General features: G+C 66.7%; 17 protein-coding genes. 12 read left to right on the top strand and 5 right to left on the bottom strand.

Annotation, left to right across the window (positions count from 1 at the left end):
- Nucleotides 1-76: 76 nt before the first annotated feature.
- From OHA18_RS16070 to OHA18_RS16055, 4 genes are all read left to right on the top strand, one after another.
- Nucleotides 77-598, top strand: coding sequence for a nucleotidyltransferase domain-containing protein (locus tag OHA18_RS16070; RefSeq protein WP_329004896.1), 522 nt, complete (start codon nt 77-79; stop codon nt 596-598).
- Nucleotides 599-624: 26 nt separating this feature from the next.
- Entirely contained in the window at nt 625-1,032 is a 408-nt protein-coding gene (locus tag OHA18_RS16065; protein ID WP_329004895.1) for an NUDIX domain-containing protein, read from the top strand.
- 264 nt (nt 1,033-1,296) lie between these two features.
- Nucleotides 1,297-1,587 carry a hypothetical protein gene (locus OHA18_RS16060; protein WP_329004894.1) on the top strand — a complete coding sequence of 97 codons (291 nt, stop codon included), beginning with the start codon at nt 1,297-1,299 and terminating at the stop codon, nt 1,585-1,587.
- An 11-nt stretch (nt 1,588-1,598) separates the two neighbouring features.
- On the top strand, nt 1,599-1,796 hold the full coding sequence (locus tag OHA18_RS16055; protein ID WP_329004893.1) for an isochorismatase family protein: 198 nt from the start codon (nt 1,599-1,601) through the stop codon (nt 1,794-1,796).
- Here the strand turns inward: OHA18_RS16055 and OHA18_RS16050 are convergent.
- Nucleotides 1,793-2,032, bottom strand: coding sequence for a hypothetical protein (locus tag OHA18_RS16050; RefSeq protein WP_329004892.1), 240 nt, complete (start codon nt 2,030-2,032; stop codon nt 1,793-1,795). The genes OHA18_RS16055 and OHA18_RS16050 overlap by 4 nt on opposite strands.
- Nucleotides 2,033-2,305: 273 nt before the next feature.
- Here OHA18_RS16050 and mraY point away from each other — a divergent pair, with 273 nt between their 5' ends.
- Nucleotides 2,306-3,391 (top strand): phospho-N-acetylmuramoyl-pentapeptide-transferase, encoded by a 1,086-nt coding sequence (gene mraY, locus OHA18_RS16045; protein ID WP_329004891.1) that lies wholly within the window; start codon nt 2,306-2,308, stop codon nt 3,389-3,391.
- Nucleotides 3,392-3,433: 42 nt separating this feature from the next.
- Here the strand turns inward: mraY and OHA18_RS16040 are convergent, their stop codons facing one another.
- A complete protein-coding gene (locus OHA18_RS16040) occupies nt 3,434-3,982 on the bottom strand; it encodes a GNAT family N-acetyltransferase (protein ID WP_329004890.1) in 549 nt (182 codons plus the stop codon).
- A gap of 188 nt (nt 3,983-4,170) precedes the next feature.
- On the opposite strand from OHA18_RS16040, the gene OHA18_RS16035 reads away from it, so the two are divergent.
- A complete protein-coding gene (locus OHA18_RS16035) occupies nt 4,171-4,890 on the top strand; it encodes a class I SAM-dependent methyltransferase (protein WP_329004889.1) in 720 nt (239 codons plus the stop codon).
- Nucleotides 4,891-5,094: 204 nt separating this feature from the next.
- On the opposite strand, the gene OHA18_RS16030 is transcribed toward OHA18_RS16035, so the two are convergent.
- Entirely contained in the window at nt 5,095-5,415 is a 321-nt protein-coding gene (locus tag OHA18_RS16030; protein ID WP_329004888.1) for an ArsR/SmtB family transcription factor, read from the bottom strand.
- A 79-nt stretch (nt 5,416-5,494) separates the two neighbouring features.
- Between OHA18_RS16030 and OHA18_RS16025 the strand changes: the two genes are divergently transcribed.
- Nucleotides 5,495-6,556 (top strand): flavin-containing monooxygenase, encoded by a 1,062-nt coding sequence (locus tag OHA18_RS16025; RefSeq protein WP_329004887.1) that lies wholly within the window; start codon nt 5,495-5,497, stop codon nt 6,554-6,556.
- On the opposite strand, the gene OHA18_RS16020 is transcribed toward OHA18_RS16025, so the two are convergent.
- On the bottom strand, nt 6,553-7,782 hold the full coding sequence (locus OHA18_RS16020; protein ID WP_329004886.1) for an MFS transporter: 1,230 nt from the start codon (nt 7,780-7,782) through the stop codon (nt 6,553-6,555). The genes OHA18_RS16025 and OHA18_RS16020 overlap by 4 nt on opposite strands.
- Nucleotides 7,782-9,185 carry an FAD-dependent oxidoreductase gene (locus OHA18_RS16015; protein ID WP_329004885.1) on the bottom strand — a complete coding sequence of 468 codons (1,404 nt, stop codon included), beginning with the start codon at nt 9,183-9,185 and terminating at the stop codon, nt 7,782-7,784. The genes OHA18_RS16020 and OHA18_RS16015 overlap by 1 nt, the downstream gene beginning before the upstream one ends.
- 81 nt (nt 9,186-9,266) lie before the next feature.
- Between OHA18_RS16015 and OHA18_RS16010 the strand changes: the two genes are divergently transcribed.
- The 5 genes from OHA18_RS16010 (at nt 9,267) to OHA18_RS15990 (ending at nt 12,217) form a co-directional block, all read left to right on the top strand.
- A complete protein-coding gene (locus OHA18_RS16010; protein WP_329004884.1) occupies nt 9,267-9,635 on the top strand; it encodes an ArsR/SmtB family transcription factor in 369 nt (122 codons plus the stop codon).
- A 71-nt stretch (nt 9,636-9,706) separates the two neighbouring features.
- Nucleotides 9,707-10,411, top strand: coding sequence for an arsenate reductase/protein-tyrosine-phosphatase family protein (locus OHA18_RS16005; RefSeq protein ID WP_329004883.1), 705 nt, complete (start codon nt 9,707-9,709; stop codon nt 10,409-10,411).
- Nucleotides 10,408-11,073 (top strand): arsenate reductase ArsC, encoded by a 666-nt coding sequence (locus OHA18_RS16000; RefSeq protein ID WP_329004882.1) that lies wholly within the window; start codon nt 10,408-10,410, stop codon nt 11,071-11,073. Before OHA18_RS16005 ends, OHA18_RS16000 begins: the two co-directional genes overlap by 4 nt.
- On the top strand, nt 11,070-11,819 hold the full coding sequence (locus OHA18_RS15995) for an MIP/aquaporin family protein (RefSeq protein ID WP_329004881.1): 750 nt from the start codon (nt 11,070-11,072) through the stop codon (nt 11,817-11,819). The genes OHA18_RS16000 and OHA18_RS15995 overlap by 4 nt, the downstream gene beginning before the upstream one ends.
- On the top strand, nt 11,816-12,217 hold the full coding sequence (locus OHA18_RS15990) for an arsenate reductase ArsC (RefSeq protein WP_442914392.1): 402 nt from the start codon (nt 11,816-11,818) through the stop codon (nt 12,215-12,217). Before OHA18_RS15995 ends, OHA18_RS15990 begins: the two co-directional genes overlap by 4 nt.
- Nucleotides 12,218-12,286 lie beyond the last annotated feature (69 nt).

Raw genomic sequence — 12,286 nt, 5'->3', positions numbered from 1 at the left:
CCGAGAGCACGGATCGTGGCAGGTCCGAATGGGCTCGACGGCAGTAATGCAGTTGCCTCGCCTGAGATTCTGGGGCGTGACCGAATACGCTATGCCGCCGGAAGCTGCGCGCACGTTGATTACTGCCTTGCAAGGGCGCGGGGTCGCAGCATGCGTCAGCGGAGGTTGGGCTGTCGACGCCCTGGTCGGGAAACAGACCCGCGAACATCAGGATCTCGACATCTGGGCAGACGCAGATGATTTCGAAGGTCTCCTCGCAGCCTTCGCCAACGAAGGAGTCGACCAGATCTACCCCTGGCCAGGCGACCGTCCCTGGAATTTCGTCTTGCACGACGGCCACAGTCGTCGCGTAGACCTTCACCTGTACGAGACTCTGAACGACGGCCGACTCCACTACGGCAGCGTCAAAGCGCCGTTCATGTTCACCCGCGAGGATCTCTCCGGTGAGGGGGAGATTGCGGGCCTCTCAGTTCACTGCGAACGCCCCGAGTTCGCCCTGCAGAACCACACCGGATACGAGTTGCGCGGGAGCGACCGACACGACATCGCCGTACTGTGCGAACACTTCGGACTCCACCCACCCGAAAACGTCCGCTAGGCATCTTCGATCGATAGCCTGGCGTCATGGGCGACAAGATTCCGATCGCAGTTGCTGTGCTTGTGCGCGACGGGCTCGTGCTCATGGTGCATCGCCATCCGTGGCGTCGTTGGTATCCGGACTCCTGGAGCTTCTCCGCCGGCGGACATGTCGAGTCGGGCGAGTTGCCTCACCAGGCCGTCGGTCGGGAATGCCTCGAAGAACTCGGCGTCCATGTCCACGACCCCGTACCCATCCCGATGACGGTTATAGACCCCACCCTTGACGTACATGCGTTCCTCGTCACTCGCTGGGAAGGCGAGCCTGTCAACGCCGCACCCGAGGAGCACGACGATCTTCGCTGGTTCCGGCCCAGCGATCTCGCAGACCTGACGATGGCCCACCCGGAGAGCCTGTCGGGCATCCTGAGCGCAGTCCAGGGCGCAACCGCCTAAGCGCTATGCCCGCCCTGCATCTTCGCGGGGCCGTGCGTCCGCCGCAGTCAACGTGTCGGTGGGGACTGGCAGGGTGGTCCGCGTGACGGAGACGGTGGTTCCCAAACTGCACCAGTGGACGATCGAGACGCGGGAGTACCTGCGGCAGGAGGCGCGGCGCGGGAGGCGGCATGCCTATCAGGAGCTGGCACCGGAGCGTACTGCGCTGGTGGTGGTCGACATGGTCTCGTTCTTCGTCGCGGAAGGGACCACGAACGCGGCATCGTGCCGAACATCCAGGAGCTTGCCGGCACCCTGCGTGGCCTGGGCGGGACAGTCGCGTGGGTACTGCCGGGACGCACGGAGATCACCGCGGTGACCGAGGAGTTCCTCGGGGCCGACATCGCGAAGATGTTCAGCGAGTCGGGCGGCACCGGTCCGCTGCGGGACCGAATCTGGCGCGAGTTCGACGTACAAGACGAAGACCTGATCGTAGAAAAGACGGCAGCGAGCGCCTTCTTCCCAGGCCGCTGCGACCTGCCTGACCTGCTTGCGGTGGCATCGACACCGTCCTGATTGCCGGCACAGTGGCCAACGTCTGCTGCGAGTCAACCGCCCGCGACGCCAGCACCCTCGGCTACCGCGTCCTGATGGTCGCCGACGCGAACGCCGCCCGCCGCGACCAGGATCTCAACGCCACCCTTCATACCGTCTACCGCACCTTCGGCGACGTCCGCCCCACCACCGAAGTGCTCGATCTCCTCACTTCCGGAGAAACCGGCTAGCTGTCCTCCATCGCCGGTTCGTGGAAGTACGTGACGGGCTTGCCCAATGCGGTGGCGTACGCGATCTCGCGGCGGGTGGCCTCCCCGATGTAGCCACCAGGGTTCACGATTCGTACCTCATCTGCGAGGTCGATCCTGCGGAGGTGCAGCTCGCCCAATGCCCGCACGAGCACAGGGTCCAGCCCAGCCGCCTCGGTGGCCTCCGGAGCCAGGACGATCGCCAGCTCAAGCGTCAACCGCGTGCGCTCGGCCGCGAACTCCCTGCTGAAGCGCAGAGAACCACACAGACAAACGACCTTCGGGCGAACAACCGACACGTCCGACACGGACACCCTCCAAGAGCCAAAGATCCCTGCAGCATTCCATGCTCGTCCGCTACCCGAAGACCGGCCTTCGGCTGAGTTCGATCCACGTCGCGGCCGGCTGGGACCTGCATCCTCGATATGTTTGACCGACTCCCTCTTGCCTCGAAGGGACCCGACCATCCGAATGGCCGAGAGGGCTGAGTTATGCGCGCGATACTCCTGAGCGGCACGCTGGCGACGGTCTGTTCGCTGCTGGGGACCCGAATCGCTATCGGATGGTTCGTCCGCCGCGGCTTCGGCCAGCCGATCAGGCACGACGGACCGACAACACATCATGTCAAGCGAGGTACGCCGACCATGGGCGGTCTCGTGATCCTGCTGAGTGCCACTGCTGCCTATTTGACGGCAACAATCGTGACCGGCGGGTGGCCGACTGCCAGCGCTTGGCTGCTGATGTTGCTGCTCGTAGGCTGCGGGGCAGTGGGGTTCCTCGACGACTTCATCAAGGTCTACACCCAGAACAACCAGGGTCTGAGCAGTCGGGCCAAGATGGCGGGTCAGACGCTGGTCGCGCTCGTCTTCGGGGTCCTGGCCACGCAATTCTTCGCCGACGAGCGCGGTGTCAGGCCGGCGTCGCAGTACCTCTCGACCACTCATGACTGGGGGATCAAGCTGCCCCTGATCGTGGTCCTGCTCTTGATCTGGTTCATAGTCACCGCGACCTCGAACGGCGCCAACCTCACTGATGGCGCCGACGGGCTGCTCGCCGGCGCCTCGGCGTTGATCTTCGGCGCATACACCATCGTGAATATCTGGCAGAACAATCAACTGTGCGACTCCTCGCGGCCCACTGTGGTGGCGTCGCAGTGCTACCAGGTTCGCGACCCTCTCGACCTCGCGGTCTTCGCGGCCGCCATCGCTGCAGCTTGTATCGGCTTCCTGTGGTGGAACGCCAAGCCCGCACAGATCATCATGGGCGATGTCGGCTCCCTCGCGATCGGTGGCGCCTTGGCCGGGCTGGCGATCATGTCTCGAACTGAGCTCCTGATGGCCGTCGTCGGCGGATTGTTCGTACTCGAGACCCTGTCCGTGCTACTGCAGATGATCTGCTTCAAGCTGACCAGGCGGCTCACGGGCACAGGGCGTCGCATCTTCCGAATCGCTCCCATCCACCATCACTTCGAACATGTGGGATGGGACGAGGTCACCGTTGTAATCCGCTTCTGGATCATCGCCGGGATCTTCGTTGCGACCGGGCTCGGGATCTTCTATGCCTCGTGGCTGGCCTGACTTCCATCGACTGATACGCGACAAGCGCCGCCGCTCGCTTTGCTAAGCGTCGGGGTCACGCAAGCCAACTGCGTCATGCCGCCAGAACGGCTCCGCGTAGACCAGTGTCCCCGTCATCCATGGCTCGTACGCTGGGAGCTTGATGGCCTGAAAAGCATGGTCCGGGATCCGTAAGGATGGCTTGCGGAACCCCAGGTCACCAGCTGGACCGAAGCCGAAGCGGGAGTAGTAGCCGGGATCGCCCTCCAAGAAGACGAGGGGAGTAGTCCGTTCGGCGAGGATCCCTAGTCCGTGTCGGACCAGGGCCGAGCCGATGCTGCGTTTGTGGAGCTCAGGCATGACGGCCAACGGACTGAGGACTTGCACTTCGACGAGTCGCCGAGGGGAATCCAGAAGACTGCGAGTGAACATGACGTGGCCGACCACCTGTCTGTCGTGCTCGGCAACCAGCGAGAGACCGTTGTCAGGTGCGATGGTGTTCCGCAGGGTATCGACCAGGTCGGCTACGACAAGGCCGTGGTCGCCGAACGCCCGCAGGTGAACCTCTCGCACGGCGAGTCTGTCGCCCGGCAGTTCCTCCCGAAGATCCATGCCTGGAGGGTAGGGCCCCTCCGCGCCGCTCGCACACGATTTGGGAACCCGGAGTCGCCGTCCCCTTGCCAGGCCTTGCAGCCCAATTCCGACCCCTCATCCCGGAGTATCGCGGCAGACGAGTGCGTCGCCGACTGGACCGAATGCCTTGCTGGCGCACACATGCGCCACCGGGGTAGAAACCTGTCATGCCCGATTCGGTGAGCAAGTCCGCTGCCCCTGTCGCTGACTACGACAGCTTCGCGGCCGCGTACTCGGCCAGCAACGAGGACAACCTCTTCAACGCTTACTACGCGCGTCCGGAGATGATTCGTCTCGCCGGCGACGTCGCGGGCCTGGAGATTCTCGACGCCGGCTGCGGTTCAGGCCCCTTGATGGAAGCTCTGCGCAGCAAGGATGCGTTCGTGTCCGGCTTCGACCTGAGCCCCGCCATGGTCGAACTCGCCCGCGAAAGGCTGGGCGAGGACGCGGATGTGAAAGTCGCCGACCTTGGTGCGCCCCTTCCCTATCCCGACGACGCGTTCGACCGTGTCGTCGCATCACTGTCCTTGCACTACGTCAAGGACTGGGCCTCGGCACTGGCCGAGCTGCGGCGTGTGCTCAAACCAGGCGGCCGGCTCATCGTCTCGATCATCCATCCCACGGTCTACGCGATCGTGTACCCCGAGGCCGACTACTTCGCCCTCACCCAGTACTCCGAGGACTACGACTTCGGCGAAGGAACCGTGTGGATGACCTACTGGCACCGCCCCCTGCAGGACGTCATCAACACGTTCATCGACGCGGGGTTCGGCATCAAGACGGTCACTGAGCCGCCACCCGCGGCCAACACTCCAGCGGAACTGCTCCCCAACGCGGACGGTCGCTCATTCATCTGTTTCCTGTTCTTCGAGTTGGAAGCGCGCTGAACAGGTTGCGGCGCTGCCTGCGACCAAGGCGGCACTGCCCGGCTGGCTCTCAGTCGGTCACCAGACGCCTAGCCTGTCGCGCATCAGTTGGCGGAGATGTGTCGCACATCTGCTGGCCGATCACAAGGGCGCCGCGGTCGGATCGGCGCCACGGGACCGGACCGGGTTGTGGTTCGGCCGGGTGGGCGGCGCGGTTGCCGGTCGTCAGCAGCAGGTTTGAAGGTAGGCCTGGAGGTCGGCGAGAGCGGTGGCGCTGCCTTGCTTGTCGGCTCGGTAGTAGACGGTCTTACCGTCGCGGCGGGAGGTGACGACGCCACCGCGGCGGAGAAGGTCGAGCTGCTGGGACGCTGTTGATTGGCCGATGCCGGCGAGTTCGGCGACCTCGTTGACGGAGAGTTCGGCGCCGCGGGCGAACAGCAGCATGATCCGCTGGCGGGTCGGGCCGGCCAGCGCCTTGAGGAACGCGTGGGTTGTCTCCGCGAGCTCGACCGGCTCGGCTTGATCTGCTGCCTTGGTTCGCGGCATCGATGGGTTCCTCCTTCGCGTCCCAGACTAGCCCGTATCGTCATGTCGTCATATTGCGATATGACGATAGATTGGGCCCATGAACCTCTCTGCTGAACCTGTGGTGATCGTTGGTGGCGGCCAGTCCGGATTGGCCGGCGCGCGGGCCGTGACGGATGTGGGCTTGCGGGCGGTGGTCCTGGAGGCGGGTGAGCGGCCGGTAGGGGCCTGGCCGTCGTACTACGACTCGTTGACCCTGTTCTCTCCGGCCCGGTATAGCGGCATTCCGGGAATGCCGTTCCCTGGCCAACCGGGCCGGTACCCGTCTCGTGATGAGGTCGTGGCCCATCTCGAGAAGTACGCCGCGGGTTTGAACGGGGAGATCCGTACCGGTGCGGCGGTGACCGCGGTGGAGCAGGCGCGATCTGGCTTCGAGGTGCAGGTTTCCGGCGGCGAGACGTTGCATGCGTCGGCGGTGATCGCCGCGTCGGGTTCGTTCGGCAACCCGTACGTACCGGCGATCGCTGGGCGGGAGTCGTTCCGCGGTGAGGTGCTGCACGTGGCCGATTACCGCGCGCCGCAGTCGTACGCCGGTAAGCGGGTCGTGGTTGTGGGTGCGGGGAACTCGGCGGTCCAGGTGGCGTACGAGCTGGCCGAGGTGGCGACGGTGACACTGGCGACCAGGGCGCCAATCGTGCTCTTGCCGCAGCTGCGCGGAGGGCGCGACATTCACTTCTGGCTGGACAGGTTGAAGCTGGATCTATTGCCGCCCGCGGTGCTGGCACGACTGTTCAATGGCACGCCGGTGCTGGACACGGGCATCTACCGGGCGGCGATCGAGTCAGGTGCCATGCCGCGCCGCGAGATGTTCACTGCGTTCGAGCCGGATGGTGTCGTGTGGCCCGAGGGTGCGCGCGAGGTGGTGGATGTGGTGTTGTTCGCCACGGGCTACCGCCCGCAACTGCCCTACCTGGACGGGCTCGGCGCGCTGGCCGAGAACGGGATGCCGTTGCACCGTCAGGGGCTGTCGACCACGCACCCGCGGTTGGCCTATCTCGGGCTGGAGTTCCAGCGGTCGTTCTCCTCGAACACGCTGCGCGGTGTACACCGCGATGCCCGGTTCGTGGCGGCCGCGTTGGTCCGGCAGTTGCGCCGCGGCTAGGTGCTGGCGGGAGTGGGGATGCGCCGGGTCGCGGCGAGCGCGATGGCCGCGAGGACACACGCTGCGGCGGCGGTGAGGATGAGTGGGGTGTAGCCGAGAGCTGTGGCCAGGCCTGCGGCTGCAAGTGGTGCGGTCGCGGCGGCGATGCTGGTCGGCGTACCGAGGATGCCGGCGATGGTGGCGTAGCCGTGGTCGCCGTACCGGTCGAGCAGGATGGCCGGTTTCGCGAGGGAGGCGACACCGAATCCGAGCCCGAACGCGATCAGGCATCCGGCTGCGCCTGCGACGCTACGTCCAGCGGCGGGGAGGAGTCCGAGCGCGATTCCTTGCAGGGCGATGATGACGGCGCTGATCGCGGTCATGGGGAGCCAGCGGCGCAGGACGGTGACCGTGACTCGACCCGTGACCGACAGCAGGCCGAGTAACCCGGTCAGGGTCGCGGCGGTCGTCGGCTGGTGGCCGAGCCGGATCAGGTAGGTGACCAGGTGGACACCGATGACGGCCAAGGCGGCGCTGTGCAACACAAACGCGCCCGCGAGTAGCCAGAAGCCGGGGTCGTGCAGGACACGGCCAGGTGCCGGGCGGAAATGATGCGCTCGCTGCGGTGCGGTCGTGGGCGCGGTATGGCGGAGCGCGAGCGCATGCAGAGGAATCGTGGCCACCGCGACAACACACGCGAGGATGGTGAGGGTTTGGCGCCATCCGTAGGCGTGGATCAGTTGGCCGGTCAGCGGGATGAAGATCGAGCTCGCGAAGCCGGCAACCAGCGTGATGCCCAGCAATGCGGTGGTACGCCGGTGTGGTGCGCTGGTCGCGACGATGACTGCGAAGGCCGGCGGGTAGAGGACCATGGCCGAGGCGATGCCGATGGCAACGAAGACCACATACAGGTGCGCCGTGGTGTGGACGTGCGACCAGGCGAGCACCGACGCCGCGGCGAGGATTGACCCGACTGTCATGAGGCCGTGGCCGCCCCGCCGGTCCAGCCAACGCCCGACCGGGATCGCCAGTACGGCACTGGTCAGGGAGGCGACCGTCAGGGCACCCGTCGCGGCGGTGGTGGAGATGTGCAGGTCGGTCCGCATCGGTTCGAGCAGGGCGCTGAACGCGTAGTACAGCACCCCGTATCCGACGGTCGTGGTGACGGCGAGCGCGGCGACGACCTCGCGCCGGATGCCTCCGCGACCGGTCAACTGTGAACCGGTCGCGGAGGTGGTGGCTGTCATCAGTTGCAGCAGCCGGACTGCTTGGTGGAGGTGTCCTCGATGACGGTCAGCAGACCGCCGCTGATCCCGGTGGCCAGACCGCGCCCGGCCGGTACGGAGATCTCTACCGCCTGGGGCGCCGGGCCGCAGCAACCGCCGGCCTCGTCCTCACTGCCGCCAAACGCGAGGTTGGACGAACAAACACCCGTCTCGGGGAGGTCGAGCTGGACGTCACGGGCCGCCTCCCAGTCGCCAGCCACCGCGGCCACGACCGAGCGGGCCTGCTCGTATCCGGTCGCGAGAAGGAACGTCGGTGCCCGGCCGTAGGACTTCGCGCCGACCGCGTAGTAGCCGGGCTCGGGGTGAGCCAGTTCGTCGACGCCGTGCGGCGGCACCGTGCCACAGGAATGCTTGTTCGGGTCGATCAGCGGCGCGAGTGTCCGCGTGGATCCGAGAATCGGGTCCAGGTCGAGGCGGAGCTCACCGACCATGTCGTGGTCGGGCCGGAACCCGGTCGAGTTGACCACGGTGTCGACGACTACGCGCTGTTCACCGGCGACCAGTTCCACCCGGCCGTCGGTGGTCGGCGCCAGCTCCTCGGTCCGGAACCCGCTGACCAGTTGAACTCGTCCAGACTGAACCAGCTTCTTGAGCCGCGTGCCGAGCGCCCCGCGTGCGGGCAGTTCGTCGGCCTCGCCGCCGCCGTACGTCCGGGCCTGGTCGGTGCCACGGACGACCCACAGCACCTCCGTACCGGGAACCTCGTCGGCGAGTTCGCCCAGCTCCAGCAACGTTGTCGATGCGGAGTGGCCGGCGCCAACAACAGCCGTACGGCGGCCTGCGAAACGCTCACGGTCTCGACCGAGTACGTCGGGCAGCGCGGACGCGATGTGGTCAGCCGTGCTCGCCTCGCCGCGGGCGGGGATGCCCGAGCCGCCGAGAACGTTCGGGCGCCGCCAGGTCCCGGCCGCGTCGATCACCGCTGAGGCCAGCAACTCGGACCCGTCGGCCAGCCGAACCAGGAACGGCGCGGCTTCGCGCCCCGCGGTGCGGATCCGGTCGAACCCGACTCGGGTCACCGCGATGACCTCGGCGTCGTACCGGATCCGGCCGGACAGCTCGGGCGTCTTGGTGAGCGGTTCGAGGTAGCCGTCGATGAGGTCGCCGCCGGTGGGCAGCGTGCCCAGTTCGGGTTCATTCCAGCCGCCGGCCTGTTCCAGCAGGCGCCGCGCGGCCGAGTCGATGTCGTAGCGCCACGGGCTGAACAACTTCACGTGCCGCCACTCATCGATCGCCGCCGCGACACTCGGCCCGGCCTCCAGTACGACGAAGTCCAGCCTGCGCTCCGCGAGATGCGCCGCCGCGGCCAGACCGACCGGACCCGCACCGATGACGACCACCGGCGCCGCTGTCTGCTCGCTCACGATCCCACTCCCTATCTAGAAGATCATCGAATCAAGTAACTCCACCTTGCCTCGTGATTCGACAAGAGTCAAGATAGACCTATGTCGAAACAGGATCTGACTCTGACGCCCGTCGGAACCGTTGGCTGTTGTGCGCCGATCTCCGATGCTGCCCTCGATGCGGCCGGGGCGGCCGAGGGTGCGGTGGTGTTCAAGGCGCTGGCCGACCCGATCCGGCTGCGGCTCCTGTCGATGATCACGTCGGCGGGCGATGAGATCTGCGTGTGTGACCTGACGCCGCAGTTCGAGGTGAGCGGCCCGACGATCTCCCATCATCTGAAGGTGCTGCGCGAGGCCGGCCTGGTCGACTGCGAGCGCCGCGGGACGTGGGTCTACTACTGGCCCATGCCCGAGCGGCTGCAATGGATCTCGACTCTTCTCGCCGTCCCGGAGCCCGTGGCGCCGCGCTGATCCAGCCGGACTCGAAGGAGACGCCGGCCCCTGGCTTGACTCCCTGAATTACCTCAGTGATCATTGAGTCAATGAACGCTGAGCGATTGACCTTGGCGGCACGAGCCCGCATCCATGCGGCACTCGGCGACCCGGCACGACTCGCGATCGTGGACACCCTGACCGCCGGTGACGTCGCACCGGGCGAACTTGGTGCCGCGCTGGACCTGCCGACCAACCTGGTCGCCCATCACCTGAAGGTCCTGGAGGATGCCGGCATCGTCGCCCGAACCCGCTCCGAGGGCGACCGTCGCCGTACCTATGTCCGACTGCGGCCCGACGCGCTGGCAGCCATCGTCAGTCCGGCAATGCTCGCGGCGAAGCGGGTGGTGTTCGTCTGCACTCAGAACTCCGCACGTTCCCAACTCGCCGCGGCGATCTGGTCCCGGCGCAGCCATGTGCCGGCCGTCTCCGCAGGCACCGAACCGGCCGAACGGGTCCACCCACGCGCCCTGAAGATCGCGCGCAGGCACGGCCTCGACCCCGTCGACTGGCGCACCGCCAACGTGAGCGACGTCGTACGACGCGACGACCTGCTGATCGCGGTCTGTGACAACGCCTACGAGCACCTGCCGTCCGAGCAGCGACCGCGGCTCCACTGGTCGATCCCCGACCCGGCGCCCGCCGATACCGACGCGGCCTTTGAAGCCGCCTACACCGAGATCGCCGACCGGATCGAACGGCTCGCACCCACCCTGTCGCCTGAGGCGACCGACTCCACCCGGAGCACCCCATGACCGAACTCACCTGGCACCGCCACGCCGATCTGTCCATCGACCAGAGCCTCGCCTTGCGTACCGCCTCCGTCCGGCTGACCGAAGAGTTCTCCGACCTCTACGGGTCGGAGACCATCGAACGGTTCCTGCACTCCAGCTACGACCAGTTCGCCACCGACAGCACCATCCCCAACTTCCTTCCCCTGCTGACCGAACGATTCGCCCGTCAACGCCTCACCGCACTCGCTCGGGTCGAAGGCCACCACGACGACGGCAAGCCCGTCGTGCTGTTCCTCTGCGTCCACAACGCCGGCCGTTCCCAAATCGCGCTCGGCTTCTTCCAGCACCTGGCCGGCGATGCCGCGATCGCCTGGTCGGGCGGTTCCGAACCCGGAATCGACATCAACCCCGCCGCCGTCGGCGCGATGGCCGAACGTGGCATCGACATCGCCGGCGAGTACCCGAAGCCCTGGACCGATGAAGTGGTCCGCGCCGCCGATGTCGTGATCACGATGGGCTGCGGCGACGCGTGCCCGATCTTCCCCGGCACCCGCTACGAGAACTGGGACCTCGACGACCCCGCCGGCCTGGAGATCGCCGACGTACGCCCGATCCGCGACGAGATCGAACGCCGCGTCCGCGTCCTGCTCGACGAACTCGCCGTACCGGTGAGCCGCGGATGAGCCACGCACAACCCTTGTGGCGCCGCACGGTCGCCGAGGCTCTGGGGACCGGGCTGCTCGTCACCGTCGTTGTCGGCTCCGGCATCGCCGCGGCCAACCTGTCGCCCAGCGACATCGGCCTGCAGTTGCTGGAGAACTCCTTCGCCACCGCGCTCGGCCTGGCGGTTCTGATCCTCATGCTCGGCCCGGTTTCCGGTGCCCACTTCAACCCGGTCGTGTCCGTGGTCGACTGGTGGCTCGGCCAACGCACCGGCAACGGACTGAAGGGCCGCGACTTGGCTGCCTACATCCCCGCCCAGGTCGGCGGCGGCATCGTCGGGGCGATTCTCGCGAACCTCATGTACGGCGAAACCGCGGTGTCCTGGTCGACCACGCACCGGTCGGCCGGACACCTCTACATCGGCGAGACCGTCGCAACCGCCGGCCTCATCATGTTGATCTTCGCGCTCGTCTGGTCCGGCCGAGCCGCGCTGGCACCTGTTGCCATCGGCGCCTATATCGGGGCCGCGTACTGGTTCACCTCGTCGACGTCATTCGCCAACCCAGCCGTCACGATCGGGCGCGCGTTCAGCAACACCTTCGCCGGCATCGCGCCCCGCTCGGTGCCCGGCTTCATCTTCTTCCAAGCCTTCGGCGCCATCCTCGGCGCCGCGCTCGTCGTGGTCCTCTACCCGCACGCCGGCAAGGCCGCAGACGACGTCGTCACACCTCAATCAGACACCACCCACACAGGAGCATCCGCGTGAGCAAGCCCGCTGTTCTCTTCGTCTGCATCCACAACGCCGGCCGCTCCCAGATGGCCGCCGGATGGCTGCGCCACCTCGCCGGTGACACCATCGAAGTACGGTCCGCCGGATCCGAGCCCGCCGACCAGATCAACCCCATTGCGGTCGAGGCGATGCGCGAAGTTGGGATCGACATCACCGGCGCCGTACCGCATGTCCTCGAAACCGAAGACGTCCGTGACAGCGACGTCGTCATCACCATGGGCTGCGGCGACGCCTGCCCCATCTTCCCCGGCAAACGCTACGAAGACTGGGAACTCACCGACCCTGCCGGCCAACCCATCGAGATCGTCCGCGAAGTTCGCGACGACATCCGCGGCCGGATCGAAGAACTCGTAGCCGAGTTGCAAAGTCACTGACTCACCCAGCCCAAACTGTCGCACGCCGGACGCCGCGGCGAGCGGGACAGCCGCAGCCTGCCGTTCACT

Origin of the sequence: Kribbella sp. NBC_00709, from assembly GCF_036226565.1 — a bacterium.
Classification (GTDB): Bacteria; Actinomycetota; Actinomycetes; order Propionibacteriales; family Kribbellaceae; genus Kribbella.
Note: the sequence above shows the minus strand (reverse complement) of the source record. Positions and strands in the feature narration are given on the sequence as shown.

Bases quoted from the DNA above. Each gene is read 5' to 3' on its own strand.
- OHA18_RS16035 (WP_329004889.1), top strand. From the start codon at position 4,171: ATGCCCGATTCGGTGAGCAAGTCCGCTGCCCCTGTCGCTGACTACGAC.
- OHA18_RS16010 (WP_329004884.1), top strand. From the start codon at position 9,267: ATGTCGAAACAGGATCTGACTCTGACGCCCGTCGGAACCGTTGGCTGT.
- OHA18_RS16000 (WP_329004882.1), top strand. From the start codon at position 10,408: ATGACCGAACTCACCTGGCACCGCCACGCCGATCTGTCCATCGACCAG.
- OHA18_RS15995 (WP_329004881.1), top strand. From the start codon at position 11,070: ATGAGCCACGCACAACCCTTGTGGCGCCGCACGGTCGCCGAGGCTCTG.
- OHA18_RS16025 (WP_329004887.1), top strand. From the start codon at position 5,495: ATGAACCTCTCTGCTGAACCTGTGGTGATCGTTGGTGGCGGCCAGTCC.
- OHA18_RS16005 (WP_329004883.1), top strand. From the start codon at position 9,707: ATGAACGCTGAGCGATTGACCTTGGCGGCACGAGCCCGCATCCATGCG.
- OHA18_RS16040 (WP_329004890.1), bottom strand. From the start codon at position 3,982: ATGGATCTTCGGGAGGAACTGCCGGGCGACAGACTCGCCGTGCGAGAG.
- OHA18_RS16020 (WP_329004886.1), bottom strand. From the start codon at position 7,782: ATGACAGCCACCACCTCCGCGACCGGTTCACAGTTGACCGGTCGCGGA.
- OHA18_RS16065 (WP_329004895.1), top strand. From the start codon at position 625: ATGGGCGACAAGATTCCGATCGCAGTTGCTGTGCTTGTGCGCGACGGG.
- mraY (WP_329004891.1), top strand. From the start codon at position 2,306: ATGCGCGCGATACTCCTGAGCGGCACGCTGGCGACGGTCTGTTCGCTG.
- OHA18_RS16030 (WP_329004888.1), bottom strand. From the start codon at position 5,415: ATGCCGCGAACCAAGGCAGCAGATCAAGCCGAGCCGGTCGAGCTCGCG.